The organism is Amycolatopsis sp. CB00013 (genome assembly GCF_001905755.1).
GTDB classification, from domain to species: domain Bacteria; phylum Actinomycetota; class Actinomycetes; order Mycobacteriales; family Pseudonocardiaceae; genus Amycolatopsis; species Amycolatopsis japonica.
On sequence record NZ_LIWC01000002.1, the window covers coordinates 1,078,396 to 1,098,281 of the forward strand.

The 19,886-nt window shown below is 68.4% G+C and carries 16 protein-coding genes; 12 read left to right on the forward strand and 4 right to left on the reverse strand.

Going from position 1 to position 19,886, the window contains the following annotated elements:
• The first annotated feature begins 156 nt into the window (after nucleotides 1-156).
• Nucleotides 157-1,695 (forward strand): amino acid permease, encoded by a 1,539-nt coding sequence (locus tag AMK34_RS15230; RefSeq protein WP_038521486.1) that lies wholly within the window; start codon nucleotides 157-159, stop codon nucleotides 1,693-1,695.
• Here the strand turns inward: AMK34_RS15230 and AMK34_RS15235 are convergent.
• Nucleotides 1,679-2,902: an MFS transporter gene (locus AMK34_RS15235; protein WP_073845793.1), complete on the reverse strand. Its 1,224-nt coding sequence runs from the start codon at nucleotides 2,900-2,902 to the stop codon at nucleotides 1,679-1,681. The genes AMK34_RS15230 and AMK34_RS15235 overlap by 17 nt on opposite strands.
• Nucleotides 2,903-3,042: 140 nt before the next feature.
• Nucleotides 3,043-3,978, reverse strand: coding sequence for an LLM class F420-dependent oxidoreductase (locus AMK34_RS15240; RefSeq protein ID WP_073845794.1), 936 nt, complete (start codon nucleotides 3,976-3,978; stop codon nucleotides 3,043-3,045).
• Between the two features lie 122 nt (nucleotides 3,979-4,100).
• Here AMK34_RS15240 and AMK34_RS15245 point away from each other — a divergent pair, with 122 nt between their 5' ends.
• Complete coding sequence (locus AMK34_RS15245; protein WP_038521494.1) at nucleotides 4,101-4,595, forward strand: OsmC family protein; 495 nt, start codon at nucleotides 4,101-4,103, stop codon at nucleotides 4,593-4,595.
• A gap of 68 nt (nucleotides 4,596-4,663) precedes the next feature.
• Here the strand turns inward: AMK34_RS15245 and AMK34_RS15250 are convergent, their stop codons facing one another.
• Complete coding sequence (locus AMK34_RS15250) at nucleotides 4,664-5,950, reverse strand: adenylosuccinate synthase (RefSeq protein ID WP_038521497.1); 1,287 nt, start codon at nucleotides 5,948-5,950, stop codon at nucleotides 4,664-4,666.
• A gap of 54 nt (nucleotides 5,951-6,004) precedes the next feature.
• Here AMK34_RS15250 and AMK34_RS15255 point away from each other — a divergent pair, with 54 nt between their 5' ends.
• The 8 genes from AMK34_RS15255 to AMK34_RS15290 all read left to right on the forward strand — a co-directional run bounded on the left by AMK34_RS15255 (nucleotide 6,005) and on the right by AMK34_RS15290 (nucleotide 14,978).
• A complete protein-coding gene (locus AMK34_RS15255) occupies nucleotides 6,005-6,685 on the forward strand; it encodes a hypothetical protein (protein WP_241832774.1) in 681 nt (226 codons plus the stop codon).
• Nucleotides 6,686-7,045: 360 nt separating this feature from the next.
• Nucleotides 7,046-7,684 (forward strand): GmrSD restriction endonuclease domain-containing protein, encoded by a 639-nt coding sequence (locus AMK34_RS15260; RefSeq protein WP_038521503.1) that lies wholly within the window; start codon nucleotides 7,046-7,048, stop codon nucleotides 7,682-7,684.
• Nucleotides 7,685-7,891: 207 nt separating this feature from the next.
• Nucleotides 7,892-9,499, forward strand: coding sequence for an ABC transporter substrate-binding protein (locus tag AMK34_RS15265; RefSeq protein ID WP_073845795.1), 1,608 nt, complete (start codon nucleotides 7,892-7,894; stop codon nucleotides 9,497-9,499).
• Nucleotides 9,496-10,446, forward strand: coding sequence for an ABC transporter permease (locus AMK34_RS15270; protein ID WP_073845796.1), 951 nt, complete (start codon nucleotides 9,496-9,498; stop codon nucleotides 10,444-10,446). Before AMK34_RS15265 ends, AMK34_RS15270 begins: the two co-directional genes overlap by 4 nt.
• Nucleotides 10,439-11,254: an ABC transporter permease gene (locus tag AMK34_RS15275; protein WP_073845797.1), complete on the forward strand. Its 816-nt coding sequence runs from the start codon at nucleotides 10,439-10,441 to the stop codon at nucleotides 11,252-11,254. The genes AMK34_RS15270 and AMK34_RS15275 overlap by 8 nt, the downstream gene beginning before the upstream one ends.
• Complete coding sequence (locus AMK34_RS15280; protein WP_073845798.1) at nucleotides 11,251-12,828, forward strand: dipeptide ABC transporter ATP-binding protein; 1,578 nt, start codon at nucleotides 11,251-11,253, stop codon at nucleotides 12,826-12,828. Before AMK34_RS15275 ends, AMK34_RS15280 begins: the two co-directional genes overlap by 4 nt.
• Nucleotides 12,825-13,862, forward strand: a complete 1,038-nt coding sequence (locus AMK34_RS15285) for an LLM class flavin-dependent oxidoreductase (protein WP_073845799.1) — start codon at nucleotides 12,825-12,827, stop codon at nucleotides 13,860-13,862. Before AMK34_RS15280 ends, AMK34_RS15285 begins: the two co-directional genes overlap by 4 nt.
• A 12-nt stretch (nucleotides 13,863-13,874) precedes the next feature.
• Nucleotides 13,875-14,978 carry a glycosyltransferase gene (locus tag AMK34_RS15290; RefSeq protein WP_073845800.1) on the forward strand — a complete coding sequence of 368 codons (1,104 nt, stop codon included), beginning with the start codon at nucleotides 13,875-13,877 and terminating at the stop codon, nucleotides 14,976-14,978.
• Here the strand turns inward: AMK34_RS15290 and AMK34_RS15295 are convergent.
• Nucleotides 14,975-16,867: an FAD/NAD(P)-binding protein gene (locus tag AMK34_RS15295; protein WP_073845801.1), complete on the reverse strand. Its 1,893-nt coding sequence runs from the start codon at nucleotides 16,865-16,867 to the stop codon at nucleotides 14,975-14,977. The two genes, AMK34_RS15290 and AMK34_RS15295, sit on opposite strands and share 4 nt — an antisense overlap.
• A 123-nt stretch (nucleotides 16,868-16,990) precedes the next feature.
• Here AMK34_RS15295 and AMK34_RS15300 point away from each other — a divergent pair, with 123 nt between their 5' ends.
• On the forward strand, nucleotides 16,991-18,121 hold the full coding sequence (locus tag AMK34_RS15300) for an LLM class flavin-dependent oxidoreductase (protein ID WP_073845802.1): 1,131 nt from the start codon (nucleotides 16,991-16,993) through the stop codon (nucleotides 18,119-18,121).
• 438 nt (nucleotides 18,122-18,559) lie between these two features.
• Nucleotides 18,560-19,813, forward strand: coding sequence for an MFS transporter (locus AMK34_RS15305; protein WP_037334593.1), 1,254 nt, complete (start codon nucleotides 18,560-18,562; stop codon nucleotides 19,811-19,813).
• Nucleotides 19,814-19,886: the final 73 nt, after the last annotated feature.

Consider the following 19,886-nt stretch of genomic DNA (forward strand, 5'->3'; position numbering starts at 1 on the left):
CAGGAAAGGGTCGTTCAGGACGTTCTTCGTCCTGAACGACCCTTTCCTGACATCTGGGGACGGGTTTCTTGACGGGACCTTGACATGCGCAGGTCGGCGGGCCTAATTTCGGCGGATCTCAATGGTCTGTCCGCATACCTTTTAAGTGGGTGCCCGATGGATGTCTCTGACAAGCAGGCCGCAGAACCCGCCGACGAAGACAGTGCCCGGCTCCACCAACTCGGCTACGCGCAGGAACTCCGGCGCACGATGTCGACCTTCTCCAACTTCGCCGTCTCCTTCACGATCATCTCGATCCTCTCCGGCTGCCTGACCCTCTACGGGTTCGGCATGAAGACCGGCGGCCCCGCCGCGATGATCTGGGGCTGGCCGCTGGTCGGCCTGTTCGTCATCCTGGTCGGGCTGGGCATGGCCGAGGTCTGCTCCAGCTATCCGACCGCGGGCGGCCTCTACTACTGGGCCGCGAAGCTCGCTCCGCGCAACGGCGCGGCGTGGTCGTGGTTCACCGGCTGGTTCAACCTCATCGGGCAGATCGCCGTCACCGCGGGGATCGACTTCGGCGCGGCGCTGTTCCTGAACGCCTTCCTCGACCTGCAGTTCGGCTTCGAGGCGACGCCGGGCAACACGATCCTGCTGCTGGCGATCATCCTGGTGATCCACGGTCTGCTGAACACCTTCGGCGTCAAGATCGTGGCGCTGCTGAACAGCATCAGCGTGTGGTGGCATCTGGTGGGTGTGCTGGTCATCGTCGGGGTGCTGATCGTCGTGCCCGCGAAGCACCAGGACGCGTCCTTCGTCTTCGGCGAGTTCGTGAACAAGACCGGCTGGGCGTCCCCGGTCTACGTCTTCTTACTGGGGCTCCTCGTCGCGCAGTACACGCTCACCGGCTACGACGCCTCGGCGCATATGACCGAGGAGACCAAGAACGCGGCGAAGGCCGGGCCGCGCGGCATCATCAACTCGATCCTCGTCTCCCTGGTCGCCGGGTGGGTGCTGCTGATCGGCCTCACTTTCGCCATCCAGGACTACGACGGCGCCGTGGAATCCGAGACCGGGGTGCCGCCCGCGCAGATCTTCATCGACGCGACCGGCGCGACGACCGGCAAGTTCCTCCTACTGATCTGCATCGGTGCCCAGTTGTTCTGCGGGATGGCGTCGGTGACCGCGAACTCGCGGATGATCTACGCCTTCGCCCGCGACGGCGCGATCCCGGGTTCGAAGTTCTGGCACCGCATCAACAAGCGCACCCAGACACCGACCAACGCGGTGTGGCTGGCCGCGGGCGGCGCGCTCCTGCTCGCCCTGCCGTACCTGTGGAGCGCGACCGCCTACGCGGCGGTGACCTCGATCGCCGTCGTCGGGCTTTACGTGGCCTACGTGATCCCGGTGTTCCTGCGGGTGCGCAAGGGCGACGACTTCGAACCAGGACCGTGGAACCTCGGCCGCTGGGGCAAGCTCGTCGGGACCATCGCGACCGTCTGGGTCTGCTTCATCTTCGTGCTGTTCATGCTTCCGCAGGGATCACCGGTCACCATCGACAGTTTCAACTACACGCCCATCGCCTTCCTCGTCGTACTCGGTGGTGCGGCGGTGTGGTGGTTCGCCTCGGCACGCAAGTGGTTCACGGGTCCGAAGGTGCAGGGCTCCGAGGAGGAACTCGCCGCCGTGGAAAAGGAACTCAAGGAACTGGGGTAGCGGCGACGTTCTCCCGGGAGCGGCCGGCGCGGACTCCGGTCACCGCGGCCGCTCCCAACGCCCCGACTCCGGCGAAGGCGTAGAAACCCCACGGATATGCGATCCCGGCGCTCAGCAGCGCGCCACCGAGGATCGGGCCGCAGATCGCGCCGACCCGGCCGACACCCGCCGCCCAGCCGATTCCGGTGGCGCGCATGACGTCCGGGTACGTCTTGCCGATGTACGCGTACACGAGCACCTGCGCGCTGAACACGAAACCGCCGGTGAGGAACACCGCCACGTACAGGCCGACGGCGGGCAGTTTCACGCTCAGCAGGGCGAGGAACACGGCCGCCCCGAGGAACCAGAAGATCACCGCCGGGCGGACTCCGACCTTGTCCGCCACCCGGCCGGCGACGAGCAGGCCGACGACACCGCCGAGGTTCAGCGTGAGCAGCAGCCCGAGCGCCGCACCCAGCGGGTACCCGGCCTGGCGCATGATCTCCGGCAGCCAGGTGTTGAGCCCGTAGACCAGCAGCAGGCCCATGAACGACGTCACCCAGAACGCGATGGTGGCGCGCAGGAGCCCGCCGCGGAACAGCCCGCCGACCACCTCCGTCGCCGACTTCTCCTGCGTCTCCCGCGCCCGCTCGAAGGACTCGGACTCCGGCAGATACTTGATCATCAGCGGGACCAGCACGAGCGCGGGCAGCGCGCCCGCGACGAACATCGCCCGCCAGCCGAGCGGCTGGATCAGCCAGATGCCGAGCAGGGCGGTGAGTACCGCGCCGACGTGATAGCCGGTCATCACCGTGGTGGTCGCGCTGCCGCCCTTGCCCTTGCGGGCGTACTCGGTGACCAGCGCGATCGCCGTCGGCAGGCAGCCGCCGAGGCCCAGCCCGGCAAGGAAGCGCAGCAGGCCGAAGACGAACGCCGACGGCGAGATCGCGCAGAGCGCCGTGAACGCCGAGAACGCGGTGACCGCGATGATCAGCGCCTTCCGGCGACCGATGACGTCGGTGATCGTGCCGATCGCCAGCGCGCCGATCGTCATGCCGATCAGGCCGACCGTCGAGATCACCGACGCCGTGCCCGGCGTCAGGCCCCAGACGTGGTCACGGAGCAGCGCGGGCAGCACCGTGCCCAGGACGACCAGGTCGAATCCGTCGAGCAGTACCGCCGTCCAGGCGAGTGGGACCACCCACGAACGGGCCGCGGCAGGGGACATGGGGACCTCCAGCTGTGTTCGCTATGCGCACGAGTATGCACAATCCGAACGCTGTGAGCAAGGCCACTGGGCCCCTGAATGACATGAAAGGGCCGTTCAGGACGATGAATGTCCTGAACGGCCCTTTCATGACTCGCGCGTCAGCGCTTCACGAGGTCTCCGAGAACCTGCCAGGTGCGAAGCCGCTCTTCGCTGTTCCGGATGCCGCTTTGTGCAGCGACGACCTCGGTCGCCCCTGCGTCGAAGTACCGCTGGATCTCGGCGGCGACGGTCTCTTCGTCCCCCGCGATCACCAGCTCACCGGCGGAATCCACGCCCTGGGCGTCGAAGACCGCGCGGTAGGACGGGATGTCGCGGAAGAACGCGTACTGCCGGTCGACCGCGGCGCGCACGGCGTCGGGATCGTCGGTCACGACGACCGGGGCCATCGCGATGATCCGCGGCGCCGGACGACCGGCGGCGGCCTTGGTGATCTCCGGGACGATCAGCCCGGAAAGGGCCTTCGGCCCGGCGAGGAACGGGATCGTGCCGTCGGCGAGCTCGCCGGTGACGCGCAGCGCCTGCCGTCCCATCGCGGCGACGATCACCGGAATGTCCGAAGACCCCGCGACGGAAAGCGAGGCCGCGAACCCCTTGGCGTGCGCCCGGACGGTCTCGCCGTGAAAGTCGACTTCGCCGCCGTCGAGCACCTGACGGAGGATCGTGAGGTACTCGCGAAGGTGTTTGATCGGCGACGGGTACTCGATGCCGTACGCCGGTTCGAGCCAGTTCTTCGCGCCGGTTCCCAGGCCGAGGACGAAGCGGCCCCCGGTGGCGGCCTGCGCCGTCTGCGCGAGACCGGTGATCAGCAAGGGATGCCGCGGGTAGATGGGGACGACGCTCGTCCCGACGGTGACCCCCGGGACGGCCCGGCCCGCGAGGGCGGCGACGGTGATCGCGTCGTGCTCCATCTGCTGCGAGAACCAGACCGACGTCAGCCCCGCGTCGGCGGCCTGCCGGGTCTGGGTGACGAGTTCGTCGACGATGTTGACTGCGTCCGCGGTGTCCCCGGACGGGAGTGCCACTCCGATGGTCATGTTCGACGGCAACGACGGCGCCTCGCGGATATTTCGCCGTTCACCAGTTGGGATCATGCGCGCGGATCGCGGTGTTGGCCCACCCTGGGCGGCGTCCGACACCTCGATCCTGGAGAGACCCGATGTCGCTGACCGATGTCATCGAAGGAACCAAGACCGCCGTCGACGCCGACCCGCGCAACGCCGCCGTCTCGTTCAGCGTCGCCAACGCGCTGAACCCCGGGACCGCGACCCGGGTGGACGTGCGGGTGCGCGACCACTCGTTCGCCGTCGACGAGCCCGCAGCGCTCGGCGGCACCGACACCGCGGCGAACCCGGTCGAGTACGCGCTCGCCGCGCTGGGCTCGTGCCAGGTGATCACGTACCAGTTCTGGGCGGCGAAGCTCGGTGTGCCGCTCGAAGGCGTGCAGGTGACCGTGGACGGCGACATCGACCTTCACGGGTTCTTCGGATTCTCGGAGACCCGGCCGGGCTTCGGGGACGTCCGTGTTTCAGTCGAGCTGAGCGGGCCCGCCGGGGCGGAGGTCTACGAGGACCTGAAGCGGCAGGTGGACGAGCACTGCCCGGTGCTGGACCTGTTCCGGAACCCGACGCCGGTGAAGACTTCGCTCGCTTAAGACGCTAGGAAAGGTCCTTTCATTGCAAAATTTGCAATGAAAGGACCTTTCCTAGCACGCGAAGGGGGTCAGACGAACTCGTGCCGCACGATGGTCTGCTCCCGGCCCGGCCCCACGCCGATCGCCGAGATCCGCGCGCCCGAGAGCTCTTCGAGCCGCTCGACGTAGGCCCGCGCGTTCGCCGGCAGCTCCTCGAAGGTGCGGCAGCCCGAGATGTCCTCGAACCAGCCCGGCAGCTCTTCGTAGATCGGCAGCGCGTGGTGCACGTCGGTCTGCGTCATCGGCATGTCGTACGTGCGGAACCCGTCGACCTCGTAGCCGACGCACACCGGCACCTTCTCCAGGCCGGACAGCACGTCCAGCTTGGTGAGGAAGTAGTCGGTGATGCCGTTGACCCGCACCGCGTAGCGCGCGATGACCGCGTCGAACCAGCCGGTGCGCCGCGAGCGGCCGGTGGTGACGCCGAACTCGCCGCCCTGTTTGCGCAGGTACTCGCCGGACTCGTCGTCCAGCTCGGTCGGGAACGGGCCGGAGCCGACACGCGTGGTGTAGGCCTTGAGGATGCCCAGCACGGTCTCGATCTTGCCGGGGCCGATGCCCGAACCCGCGCTCGCGCCGCCGGAGGTCGGGTTCGACGACGTCACGAACGGGTAGGTGCCGTGGTCGACGTCGAGCAGGGTGCCCTGCGAGCCTTCGAGCAGCACGGTCTCACCGCGTTCGAGGGCCTGGTTGAGCTGCAGGCGCGTGTCGGCGATGCGGTGCGCGAACTTCTCACCCGCGGCCAGCACCTCGTCGGCGACCTGGTTCGCGTCCAACGCCTTGCGGTTGTAGACCTTGACCAGCACCTGGTTCTTGAACTCCAGTGCCGACTCGACCTTCTGCCGGAAGATCTTCTCGTCGAGCAGGTCCTGCACGCGGACGCCGACGCGGGCGATCTTGTCCTGGTAGCAGGGGCCGATGCCGCGGCCGGTGGTGCCGATCTTGCGGCTGCCGAGGTAACGCTCGGTGACCTTATCGATCGCCACGTGGTACGGCATGATCAAGTGCGCGTCGGCGGAGATCAGCAGCTTGCTGGTGTCGACGTCGCGTTCTTCCAGCCCGGCGAGTTCGTCGAGCAGCACGCCCGGGTCGATGACGACGCCGTTGCCGATGACGTTGGTGACGCCCGGCGTGAGGATCCCGGACGGGATGAGGTGGAGGGCGAAGTTCTGCCCGTCGGGAAGGACTACGGTGTGGCCCGCGTTGTTACCGCCTTGGTAACGCACGATCCACTGGACGCGGTCGCCGAGCAGGTCGGTGGCCTTGCCCTTGCCCTCGTCCCCCCATTGGGCCCCGATCAGCACGATGGCCGGCATGTGACACTCCAGGTGTTCGGCGACTTGTGGTTTGGCGCTGGTAAATGCCGGTGCATGAGCGTAACGGAGGGCCTTCGGGTGCGCGGAATAGTGGTGGTCTGTCCGGAGGGCGAGCCCACACTCCCGGAGATCGACGACGTCGAAATGGTGCACGTCCCGAGCCGTCCCGGCAAGGCGGATATCGACCCCTTGCTGGGGGAACACGACCATCTCGTGGTCGCGGGCACCGATGCCGACCTCGCGGCGGTCGCGCTGCGGCTGTTACGAAGAGAACAGCTCTCGGGCGTGTCGCTCGGCTTCGTGCCTTCCTCGCCGGACTCCGACGTCGCCCGCATCTGGAGCCTGCCGACGCAGCCGCTGCGCGCCCTCTCGCTCGCGTTGCGCGGCGAGGTCGATCCGGTGCCGCTGATCCGTGACGACACCGGAGGCGTGCTGGTCGGACGCGGGGTGATCGGGATGATCCGCGGGGTGGCCTACTGCGACGAGCACACCGTCCTGCGCGGCCCCGCGCGCTCGATCGAGGTCGAGCCGGACACGAGCGGCCCGGGGCTGATGGTGCGGGTGACCAAGGGGACGCTGTTCAAGCGGCCTTCGACGCAGTACGCGCGGGCGTTCCAGCTCGGCTGCATCCCGACGCGGCCGAGCAGCGACGGCGTCGCCCATCCGCGGGCGATGAGCCGGTGGACCTGGTACCGGCACACTGAGGACCTCAGGCTGGTGCGCGGGCTCGACTAGAGGGTGTCGCCGAACTGAAGTCCGCTGGTCAGGCGAGGGCACGCGCGCGCGTCTCTTTTCGGCCGGAGGCCTCGGATTTGCGGAGACGGGCCGCTGAGACGGCCGAGCGAGTGGCTCGCCTCGCCACGGCCCGGCTGCGGAAATCCGAAAGCGCGCTCCGACGGACACCGACTAGGCCGTTCGGCTCAGAACCTTCAGCTGGACTTTCCGAAGATTTTTCGGCGACGGACACCCTGTCCTACCTGCTCGTGACACCCTCCGTTCACGAATAGCCAGCAGAGTGTCATCCGATGGTGTTGCGTGGGTCATATCGGTGCCGCATGGTGACCAGGTCCCCAAACCTGACACGGAGGCAGCAATATGCCAACTGCGCTTGCTGTTCGTCGCTCCTTCACCGTTCTCGCCGTCTCGGCGATCGTCTCCGCGGGCGTGGTGGGTGTCGCCGAAGCGACACCCCCGGGCATCCCGTCGGCCTCGACCGCCAAGACCCAGCTCGCCGCGCTGACCGTCAAGCCGGACGGTTCGTCGACCGGGTACAGCCGCGACAAGTTCCCGCACTGGTCCGACCAGGGCAACAGCTGCAACACGCGTGAGGTCGTGCTGAAGCGGGACGGCACGAACGTTCAGCAGGACAGCAGTTGCGCCGCCGTCTCCGGCAGCTGGTTCAGTCCGTACGACGGGGCCACCTGGACCGCTGCGTCCGATGTGGACATCGACCACGTCGTCCCGCTGTCCGCCGCGTGGCGCACCGGGGCGTCTTCGTGGACCACCGCACAGCGCCAGGCGTTCGCGAACGACCTCAGCGCGCCGCAGCTGATCGCCGTCACGGACAACGTCAACCAGGAGAAGGGCGACAAGTCGCCGGACGCCTGGAAGCCGCCGACCGTCGGCTACTGGTGCACCTACGCGAAGATGTGGACCACGGTGAAGTACAAGTACAAGCTGAGCATCAAGTCGGCGGAGAAGACCGCGCTGACGGACATGCTCAACCGCTGCTAGACCCCGCAAGTACATGAAGGCCCCCTTCCTTGCGCCTAGGTACATGAAGGGGGCCTTCACGTACTTTCGGCACTGTCAAGCGGAAACGTGGGACGTTTCGCGGGCTGGGAGCCGGGTTCAGCATGTGGGCGGGGCTCAAGGCCGTGATTAGCGTGATTCGGGTAGGCGCAAGAGAAAGCGCCCCCGTTCCCCGCTGGAGGCCACCCGGTGTCCCGAACCGCCGCCACTTCCTTGCTCGCCCTCACCGCGATCGTCGTCACTGCTTGCTCCTCCGCGGGTGGCGCGACGGGCGCCGACGCCGGGCCGCCCAAACCCGGTGGCACGCTGCGACTCGGGATCTCGTCGAGCCCGGACTGCGTCGACCCGCAACAGGTCGGCACCAACGCGTCGCTCAACGTCGGCCGTCAGCTGGTCGATTCGCTGACGGATCAAGACCCGGCCACCGGCGAGATCAAGCCGTGGCTGGCCGAAAAATGGGAGAGCAACGCGGATTCGACCGCGTTCACTTTCCACCTTCGCGACGGCGCGACCTTCTCCGACGGCAGCCCGGTCGATGCCGCCGCGGTCAAGACGAGCTTCGACGCGATCAAGGCGCTCGGCCCGAAATCACAGCTCGGCTCGGGCTATCTGGCCGTCTACAAGGGGACGACGGTCGTCGACCCGAAGACGGTGAAGATCGAGTTCTCCGTTCCCAGCGCACAGTTCCTGCAGGCCAGCTCGACGATGTCGCTCGGTGTCCTCGCGCCCGCCGCGTACCAGAAGACCGCCGACCAACGTTGCCAGGGTGACGGCCTGATCGGCTCCGGCCCGTTCGTTTTCGAAAGCCTGAAGCAGAATCAGGAGATCGTCCTCGCGAAACGCAAGGGCTACAACTGGGGTTCGTCGCTGTTCAAGCACCAGGGCGAGGCGTACCTCGACAAGATCGCCTACAAGATCGTGCCGGAACCCGGTGTACGCACCGGAAGTCTCGCGTCCGCCCAGCTCGACGCGATCACCGACGTCCAGCCGGTCGACGAACCGCAGTTCACCGGCAACGGTTTCACCGAGCCCACGCGCCCGAATCCCGGCGTCGTGTTCAACCTGCACGCCAACGTCACCAAGGGCGTGCTCACCGACGAAAAGGTCCGCCAGGCGGTGGTCAAGGGCATCAACCGGCCCGAGGTCACCAGCACCGTGCTGACCCCGAACTACAAGCCCGCCACCAGCGTCCTCGGCTCGGCGACACCGTTCTACACCGACCTTTCCCCGCTGCTCGCCTACGATCCGGCAGGGGCCACGGCGCTGCTGGAGAGCGCGGGCTGGCTCCCCGGCCCCGACGGGATCCGCACCAAGAACGGGCAGCGGCTGACCGCGAAGGTCGTCTTCTCCCTGGTGTTCAACCAGAACAAGAGCGTGCTCGAACTCGTGCAGCAGCAGTTGCGCAAGATCGGCTTCGACCTTCAGATCGAGCAGCGCACGACGGCCGAGAGCGTGCAGATCACGCAAAGCGGGAACTACGAGTACCTCTGGTACAACACCACCCGCGCCGATCCGGACATCCTGCGCAACCTGTTCTCCACCAAGGCGAACAACCGCAGCAAACTGTCCGCGGGCAACCCCGTCGACGCGCCTCTCGACGCGCAGTCGTCCACTGTGGACCCGGCGAAACGCAAGCCCGCGGCCGAGGAGGCGCAGCGCGCGATCATCGAGCACGGCTACTCCGCGCCGGTGTTCGAGCTGACCCAGGTGCTGGCGCACGGGCCGAACGCGCACGGCGTCGGTTTCGAGGCGTCGTCCCGGCTTCAGCTGTTCGACGCCTGGGTGTCCGGCTCGTGACGCGGTATCTGCTGCGGCGGATCCTGCAGGCGGTCTTCGTGCTGTGGGCCGCGTTCACCGTGTCCTTCGTGATCCTCTACCTCCTGCCGGGCGACGCGGTCAGCGCGAAGCTCGGCGGGGGCGAGGCCGGTCTTTCGGTGACGCCGGAACAACTCGCCGCGGCGAAGGCGGAATACGGACTCGACGATCTCTTGCCGCTGCAGTACGGAAAGCGGCTGCTCGCGGCACTCCAAGGGGACTTCGGACGCTCGATCGCCACAGGGGACGACGCCACGAACATGGTCGTCTCCGCCCTGCCGCCGACGCTGGCGGTGACCGGCTTCGCCCTGGTGCTCGCGATCCTGTTCGGCGGCGGGATCGCGTTCGCCGGCACCCTCACGCGGCATCGGTGGCTGGGCAACCTCCTGCTCGCGTTGCCACCGCTGGGGATCTCCCTGCCGCCGTTCTGGGTCGGGCTGCTGCTCGTGCAGTTCTTCTCCTTCCAGCTCAGGCTGTTGCCCGCGCTGGGTTCGAACGGCTTCGAGTCGCTGATCCTGCCCGCGATCACGCTCGCCATCCCGACCGGCGCGATCATCGGGCAGGTGCTGGCGAAAAGCCTCCGCACGCAGCTCGCCGAGCCGTATGCCGAGATCGCGCTGGCGAAAGGGGCCAGCCGGTCGAGAGTCCACTTCGGACATCTCCTGCGCAACGCGGCGGTGCCCACGCTCACCATCGCCGGCGTGGTCGCGGGAAACCTGATCGCGGGTTCGGTGATCACCGAGACCGTGTTCTCCCGCGACGGCCTCGGCCGCGTGACGTCGTCGGCGGTCACCGCGCAGGACATCCCGGTGGTGCAGGCGGTGATCGTGCTCGCCGCGCTGGTGTTCGTGGTGATCAACCTGCTCGTCGACCTCGTCTATCCCCTGCTCGACCCGCGGATCCGACACCGGGAGACGGCCGATGCCTGACGTTCTCGTGCGCACCGGGCGCAAGCCGGGCCTGATCCTCGCGATCGCCGTGCTGGCCTTCGCCCTGCTGTCGGCGGTCGCGCCCGGCCTCTTCACCGGACAGGACCCGCTCGCCGGCGTCCCCGCCGAGAAGATGCAGGGGCCGTCGCTCGGCCATCTCTTCGGTACCGACGAAACCGGGCGCGACATCTTCGCCCGTGTCGTCCACGGCGCCGCGCTTTCGTTGCAGGCGACCGTGATCGCCGTCGTGGTCGCGCTGGTCGCCGGTTCCGCGCTCGGGCTGCTCGCCGGGTTCCGCGGCGGCGCGCTCGATTCGGCGATCATGCGCTGCGTCGACGTCCTGCTGGCGATCCCGTCGATTCTCCTGTCGCTGGCGCTGGTCACCGCGCTCGGCTTCGGGACGACCAATGTCGCGATCGCGGTCGGGGTCGCGAACCTCGCGCAGTTCGCCCGGCTGATGCGGGCCGAAGTGCTGCGGGTCCGCAGTGGCGTGTTCGTCGAGGCGGCCAGGGCGGGTGGTGTGCGCTGGACCGGCGTGCTCGGGCGGCACGTGCTGCCCAACGCCCTCGGCCCGGTACTCGCGCTCGCGACGCTCACCTTCGGCACTGCGGTGCTGGAGGTGTCGGCGCTGAGCTTCCTCGGCTACGGCGCCACCCCGCCGACCCCGGAATGGGGCTCGCTGGTGGCGGGTGGCCGTGGCTTCCTCGCCACCGCCTGGTGGATGACGACCTTCCCCGGACTCACCGTCGCGGCCGTGGTGCTGTCCGCGAACCGGCTGTCCAGAGCGATCGAAGGAGACGTGCGGTGAGCGAACTGCTGACCATCCGCGATCTCGCGGTTTCCTACAAATCCGTGACCGCCGTGGACGGCGTCTCGCTTTCCGTCCACAAGGGACAGATCGTCGCGGTGGTCGGCGAGTCCGGCTCCGGCAAGAGCACGACGGCGCACGCGGCGATCGGCCTGCTGCCCCGCGGCGGGCGGATCGACCGCGGCGAGATCACCTTCGACGGCCGTGACCTCACGAAACTCTCCGACCGCGCTTGGCGTTCGGTGCGGGGCCGCGAGATCGCGCTGGTCCCGCAGGATCCGACCGTGTCGCTCAATCCCGTGCACCGGATCGGTGACCAGGTCGCGGAAGTGCTGCTGATCCACGGTCTCGCCGACAAACGCACCGCCGGTACGGAGGCGGTGAAGCTGCTGCGCAAGGCCGGGATCGCCGATCCGGAAACGCGGGCGCGGCAGTATCCGCACGAGCTGTCCGGCGGGCTTCGGCAGCGCGCGCTGATCGCGGCCGCACTCGCCGGGCGGCCGAAATTGATCATCGCCGACGAGCCGACCAGCGCGCTCGACGTCACCGTGCAGCGGCAGATCCTCGACCACTTCGAAGAACTCGCCGCCGAAGCGGGTACCGCCGTCCTGCTGATCACCCACGACCTCGGCGTCGCATCGGATCGCGCGTCGCGGATCGTCGTACTGTCACAGGGAAGTGTCGTCGAGGAAGGCACGACCGGCGAGATCCTCGCCGCACCCTCGCAGACGTACACGCGGGACCTGCTCGCCGCCGCGCCCAGTCTGTCCGATACCCCGCTTAGGGAGCCGAAACCGCCGTCGTCCGACGTCCTGGTGTCCGTCCGTGGCCTCGGCAAGACCTTCGGGACCGTCCGAGCGGTCGACGACGTTTCGTTCGACATCGCCCGCGGCCGGACGCTCGCGCTGGTCGGCGAATCCGGTTCGGGCAAGTCGACCACCGCGCGGATGATCCTGCGGCTGGAGACGCCGACCGACGGTGCCGTCGAATTCGACGGCGAGGACATCACGACGCTGCGCGGTGAGGAGCTGCGACGGCTGCGGCGCCGGTTCCAGCTGGTGTACCAGAACCCATATGCGTCGTTGAATCCGAAGTTCAGCATCGAGGACGTCATCTCCGAGCCGCTGCGGGCGTTCGGCGCCGGAACGAAGGCGGAACGCCGGGCGCGGGCGGCCGAGCTGGTCGACCAAGTCGCCCTGCCGTCTTCGGTGTTGAAGCGGAAGCCGGCCGAATTGTCCGGCGGGCAGCGGCAACGGGCGGCCATCGCCCGGGCGCTCGCCCTGCGCCCGGACCTGATCGTCGCCGACGAACCCGTGTCCGCGCTGGATGTCTCGGTGCAGGCGCAGATCCTGCGGCTACTCGCCGACCTGCAGGACGAACTCGGCCTGACGTACCTGTTCATCTCGCACGATCTCGCCGTGGTCCGGCAGATCGCGGACACCGTCGGCGTGCTGCGCGGCGGCGAACTCGTCGAACTCGGCCCCGCGCAAGACGTCCTCGGACGGCCGAGCGCGGACTACACCCGGGAGCTGCTCGCCGCCATCCCCGGCCGGAAACCCTTGGAGACACGATGAAGTTCGGGCTCTTCTCCCTGGTCGCCAACCATCCCGACCCGGTGACCGGCGCGACCCCGACCCAGCACGAACGCCTGCGCCGGGTCGTCGACGAGGCGATCTTCGCCGAGGAACTGGGCTTCGACGCGTACGGCGTCGGCGAGCGGCACGGGGAACCGTTCCTTTCCTCGGCTCCGCCGGTGATCCTCGCGGCGGTCGCGGAACGCACGAAACGTGTCCGGCTGCTGACCACCTTGACCGTGATCAGCGTGCTCGACCCGGTGCGCGTCGCCGAGGACTACGCGACGCTCGACCAGCTTTCCGGCGGCCGGCTGGAACTCATGATCGGGAAGGGCAACGATCCTCGGCACTTCCCGCTGTTCGGCCTCGAAGAACACCGGCAGTGGGAGTACCAGGCGGAGAAGTTCGCCCTGTTGCGCCGCCTGTTCCTGGAGGAGGGCGTGACGTGGGAGGGCGAGTTCCGCACGCCGCTGACCGACGTCACGACGCAACCGCGCCCGTTCCACGCCCGGCCGCGGATCTGGCACGGCAGCGCGTCGAGCACCGAATCGACCGAGCTGGCGGCGAAGTTCGGCGATCCGCTGTTCACCGCGAACGGTTTCCACCCCAAGAAGAAGTACGCCGACCTGATCGACCACTACCGGCGGCGATGGGTGGAGTACGGCCACGATCCGGCGGACGCGCTCGTCGGTTCCGGCGCGGGCGGGCTGTACGTGGCCAAGACCTCGCAGGAGGCGTTGGACGGATACCGGCCGTACTTCGAGGCGCTGATGAAGACGCCCGCGTATCAGCACAACAAGTCGGAGTTCACCACGCTGGAGGACAAGATCGCCGGCGGTTCCGCGCTCGTCGGGAGCCCGGAACAGGTGATCGACAAGATCGGCGACTACCACGCGTCGTTCGGGCACGAGGTGCAGGCGGTGTCGGTCGACGGGCTGGAGGCCGGGGAGGCGCGAGACGTCCTGGAGCTCTTCGCCGCCGACGTCGTCCCGATCGTGCGGAAAGAACTGCCCTCGCGGGTGTGGGAGAGCTAGTACCTTCGAGGAGTGCGCATCCTCTTCACGTGCCGCCCGGCCTACGGTCACCTGTACCCGTTGATGCCCTTGGCGATCGCCGCCCGCGACGCCGGACACGAAGTGGTCTTCGGGACCGGCGAAGCGTTCGTGGACAAGGTCCGCGGACTCGGTTTCGACGCGCACAAGGTCGGGATCTCGATCCAGGACGCCGTCGACCAGGCCGAAGGGGACGCGCTCGAGGCCATCTTCACCGCCTTCGCCGACATCCTGCCGCAGGCGACGATCGCCGACCTGACCCCGCTGCTCCCCACGCTCCGGCCGGATCTGGTCGTCTACGAGATGAGCGACGTCGGCGCGGCGGCCGCCGCCCGCCGGGCCGGGATCCCGGTGGTGTCCCACGTGATCGGGCGGTCGATGCCCGCCGAGCTGATGGCCGCCGCCGCGCACCGGTTCGCGCCGTTGTGGGACGGCAACCCGCCTGCCGACCTCATGCTGGGCGACGCCGGGATCGACGTGTGGCCGGATGTCGTCCGCGACCCGGTGGCGAGCTCGCTGCCGACGGTCTTCCGGCTCCGGCCGGTGCCGTGGAATGAACCGGGCACGGTGCCGTCGTGGCTCGACGGACGTGACCGGCCGCTCGTCTACCTGACGCTGGGCACCGTCGCCTTCGGCGCCACCGGCGTGCTGCGTTCGGCGATCGACGGCCTCGCGCGGCTGCCGGTGGACGTCCTGGTCGCCCGTGGTCCCGGTGACCCCGGCGAGTTCGGCGACCTGCCGCCGAACGTCCACGTGACCGGCTTCGTGCCGCAGTCCGAAGTCCTTCCGCGCGCGGATCTGGTGGTGCACCACGGTGGAACCGGGACCGTGCTCGGCGCGCTTTCGGCCGGCCTGCCGCAACTGGTGCTGCCGCAGGGCGCGGACCAGTTCGTCAACGCGGAAATGCTGGAAACGGCCAACGCCGGACGGGCGCTGATCGGCGACGAGGTGACCGCGGACGCCGTCGAGGAGAGGGCCAAGACCCTCCTCGACGACGCCCGCGTGCGCGAGGTGGCGGCGAGGGCCCGTCACGAGATCGCCGCCATGCCCGCGCCGTCGGAGGTCGTCCGGCGGCTGGAGGAGTTCGCCGCTCGTTAAGTGACCAACCGCAAGATCTCCCGCGCGACGACGTCGTTCTGCAGGAACGGGAGCGCGTTGGTCCTCGGCCGGGTGAACGCCCCGGCCGACCGCGCCGACGTATGCGGCCCGAGCGCGAACCGGCGTGGATGCGGGCGGCCATCGCCGTCGAGCATCCGGCCGTCGGAGACGCGGGTGTGGATACGGCCGGCGAGCAGCCTGTCGCCGGTGACCGGGTCGAGGACGGCTTCCTCGCCGAGCGCACCGCTGTCGCGCAACTGTCGCAAAAGGACATCGGACGCCCTGGAGACGCTCGGCTCGGGAAGCCGCGCCTCGACAAGGGTTCGCGCCTCGGTCTCACCGGGGAAGCTCGCACCCGAAGCTACGAAGGCCTTGCGCTCCTCGTCGGCCGACACCCGCATTTCGGCACCCAAGAAGGAAACGAGACCCGCTTCCTGGAGCGCGAGCAGTTCTTCGAGCCGTCGCGGCGGCGGCCCGCTGGCGAAGTACGAGAAGAAACCGAGGAACCAACCGTCCAAATCGGACAGTTGTGACGCCGCGTCGAGCCGTCCGGTCTGCACCAGCGCCGGAAGCTGCCCCATCACGGAAAGCAGCGCCATGAACGCGCCCAGATCCGCGCTGTACTCGGGGTCCGCCCGGCGGCTCAAGTCCGCTTCGATGTACTCGCGCAGTTCCTTGCCGTACTCCTCGGCGGTGCCGAACTCGGCCCCCGCCATCGGCCGGTCGAGCCTGCCGAGATCGAGCCGATCGTCCGGCGCCGGAACCGCCCGTGCCACCAGCGCGTCGAGCTCGCCGGGCGCGGCGTCCGCGAAAGCGTCGGCGAAGACCGCGAAATCCATCCGCACCCGATCGGGGTGGGCAGTGAACAGTTCGCTGTAGTAGGCCCACGCGATCTCCTTCGAGATCAGTGGCCAGACGTCGCGGCGGAAGTCGATCCGGCCGGGTACCGCGCAGAGCTTCCCGATCGCGTAGGAATCGAAGAATTTGGGCAACTGCAAGGGTTTCCCGCGCAGCCGGTAGCCGATCTTCGAGTGGTACGGCACGCCGCGGCGCGAACCGACGTGCACTACGGGCTCGGCGCCGCTGGGGTGGTATTTCAGCCCGCCGCACGCCTGCTCTTCGAACCGGCCGCCGCGGCCTTCGGTCAGCAGCAGCATCAGATCGACGAACGCGAGGCCGAATCCGCGCACCAGCACCGTTTCCCCCGGCCCGATCGCCGAGTAGTCGACATCGGCGGTGTAGCCGGCCGGGTAGTAGGCGAGGTCGTGCCGGGCGGCGAAGTCGGCTAGTGCGGTTTCGCGCTCGTCCGGTTCGGCGTCGAGATGCCCGACGGTGAACAGGACCGCGTCCACGGCGAGGGGTTCCGCCCGGTCCTCCAACCAAAGCGACTGCGGATCGCCGTCTTCCAGCCGCACCGCACGGGTCCGGTGCTCGACGACCTCGATTTCGGGCGGGAGCCCGGCGCGGACCTCGCGGTGGAACCAGGCGAGGTACGCGCTCTGCAACCGTCGAGTCGGGAAATGATCGCTTTGCAGCGCCTCGAGTTCGGCGCGCAGGCTTTCGTCGACTTCCGCGTCGAGCGCGCCCTCGCGGACCAGCCGGGCCCACTCGATCAGCGAAGGCCCGGGGCGGATCGGCCCGTCGATCTCCACGGTGTCGTCGGTGAACACGGTGACGTCCTCGGGCATGGAGTTCATCCGCAGCAACGGCGACTGCTCGTAACGCCAGACCCGCCCGGCCCCGGCGGGAAACGGATCTACGAGATGCACCACCAGCCGCCGCCCGCCGAGGAGCTCGGCGGCGTTGGCACCGAGCCGTTCGAGCACGCCCACCCCGCGTGGACCGGCGCCGACCACCGCGAGCACGTAGGGAAGGTCCGCGGTGGTCACGAAGCCGAAGCTACGCCGGGATTCCGCGCCGTGTGCGGGTTCTCAAGGAGCGGAACCCGTTGCCACGGCGAGGAACCGGCGCGTACTCGTCGAACAGGGGGACACGGACGAGAGGGACGGACGATGCCGGTCGAATTCCTGGGTATCGGAGGCACCAACGACGGTTCGGAGACACATCCGCGATCGGGTGGCGTCTTCGACAAGGACTACACACTGCGGCTCGCGCGGGCACACGAGGAATTCGGCTGGGACCGGGTGCTGTTCGCGTACGGCTCCAGCGGGCCGGACCCGGCGCAGGCGGCCGCGTACGTCGCGGCGAAGCTCGACAAGCTCCAGATCCTGCTGGCGCACCGGCCGAACGTCTCGTACCCGACCTTCGCGGCGAAGACCTTCGCCACGCTGGACCAGCTTTCGGACGGGAAGCTCACGGTCCACTTCATCACCGGCGGCAGCGATCACGAGCAGCAGCGCGAAGGCGACTACCTCACGAAGGACGAGCGCTATTCACGCACGCGCGAGTACATCCAGATCGTGAAGCGGGCTTGGACGTCCGAAGAGCCCTTCGACCACGAAGGGGAGCACTACCGCTTCGCCGACTTCGTTCTCGACGTCCGGCCTGTGCAGCAGCCACGCCCTGGCGTCTCGTTCGGTGGCTCGTCTCCTGCGGCGTACGCGGCGGGCGGGGCCGAAGCGGACATCTTCTGTCTCTGGGGCGAGCCCCTCGCGCAAACGGCCGAGCAGATCGAGTCCGTCAAGGCCGCGGCGAGGGCAGCCGGGCGGACCGACGTCCCGCGCATCCAGGTCGCCTTTCGCCCGATCATCGCGCCGACCGAGGAGCTCGCCTGGGAGAAGGCGCATCGGACGGTCGATGCGATCAAGGCCCGGACGAGCGGCGGTCAGCAGCTGACTCGGCGACATTCGCTCACGAACCCGGAGAACACCGGCTCGCAGCGGCTCCTCGCGGTCGCCGCCGAGGGCGAGCGGTTCGACCGGGCGCTGTGGACCCCGACGGCAGCCGCGACCGGCGGCGCGGGCAACTCCAACGCCCTGGTCGGCACGCCCGAAACCGTCGCGCAGGCCCTGCTCGACTACTACGACCTCGGCGTCGACATCCTCTCCGCCCGCGGCTACGACATGCTCGGCGACACGATCGATTTCGGCCGTCATGTCATCCCGATCGTGCGCGAAGAGGTCGCCAAACGCGACGCGGCGAAGGCGGCTTCGGCGCGCGAGGTACTCGCCGTCGACGGCTGAGCCGTTCACTCGACCGGATGGCGGTCGGCATCATCCATTCGGCGCACGACGCCGGCTGCCGTCGATTGCCCCGGTCGTCGCGGAGCGGAGTCGAAACCCGTTCGCCCACAGGCGCCTCGGAGCCACGCGCGGACCGCCGTCGCGACGCGGCATCCCCGCCCCGGGTGACGCCGTCCTGCCCGCGTTTTCCCGGCGAAAAGCCCGAATCAACCCAAAAGCGCTGGCCTGGACCGCGATACCGGTCACCGGGACATCTTCGCGAACGGCCGTTCGTCCACGAAAAAGATCTCCAACTCCAGAAACCCGGCGAAAGAACCTAGCCAATCACCAACAGTCAGGAGACACTTACGTGAACGAATGACGCTTCGTGACGAGCTCGTGACCGCGTTACTCTCGGTCACGAGTTTCTCGCGTAATAAGGACCCTATTGGGGGCAACATGGCTTCGGCCGGACGGGTCACTTACCGAGAGGTGTTCGGTGTAGCCGAGTTCCGTTCGCTCTGGTTCGCCGAACTGTTTTCGATCTTCGGTGATCAACTCGCCAGGGTCGCCCTGTCCGTCCTCGTCTTCACCGAAACCCGCTCCGCGACCCTGACCGGTCTCACCTACGCGCTGACTTACGCCCCTTCGCTGCTCGGCGGCATCTTCCTCACCGGCTTCGCGGACCGGTTCCCCCGGCGGACCGTCATGGTGGTCGTCGACCTCTTACGGGCCTTGCTGATCGCGCTGGTCGCGGTGCCGGTACTGCCGTTCTGGGTCCTGTGCGTCCTCGTCGGCGGCGTCTCGCTGCTGAACCCGCCGTTCAAGGCGGCCCAGCTGGCCCTGCTGCCGCAGATCCTCGAAGGCGACCGGTTCGTCGTCGGCATGGCGATCCGCAGCATGACCGTCCAATCGGCACAGCTGGCGGGCTTCGCCGGCGGCGGGCTCCTGCTGACCGCGCTCGAACCCCATATCGCCCTCGCATTGGACGCGGTCACCTTCGTGATCTCGGCGCTGTTCGTCCGGTTCGGGCTGAAATCGCGGCCGGCCGCGGCGTCCGGGGAGAAGCGCAAGTCGTTCTTCGCGTCGATCGGCTCGGGCGGCAAGATCGTCTTCGCCAGCGCCGGGTTGCGCTCGTTGCTGCTGTTCACCTGGCTGATGGGCCTGCTGCCGGTGTACGAGGGCATCGCGGCGCCCTACGTCGCCTCGTCGGGCGGCGGCCCCGAGGTCATCGGCCTGTTGCTGGCCGCCGACCCGATCGGCAGCGTGATCGGGGCGTTCATCTACTCACGGTGGGTGCCGGCACACGTCAGACCGAAACTGATCGGGCCGCTTTCGGCGTTGACCGCGCTCCCGCTGCTGCTGTGCTTCCTGCAGCCGGGACCGCTGTCGTCGATCGTGCTGTTCGTGCTCTGCGGCGGCTTCGGCACGGTGGCGCTGATGCAGGCGACCGCGTCGCTGACGCTGGCCGTGCCGGACGAGAGCCGGGCACAGGTGATGGGGCTGTCGAACACCGGATTGACCACGACGATGGGGGTGAGCCCCCTGATCGGCGGCATCCTGGCGGACCAGGTCGGCCCTCAGTCGACCGTCGGCGTCTTCGGCCTTGCGGGATTGATTCTGACCGTCCCGCTCGCGTTGAGCTGGTTCCGGACCCTCAGCCGCGACCCGGAACGGTGGCAGGAAAAAGACGCCGCACGCGCAGAACATTGAGCTGTTCCACGCGCCGGCCCGATCGCGCGGACGTCTGGCGCGCGCCCCAGTTCACTGATCCCTACCGGCCATC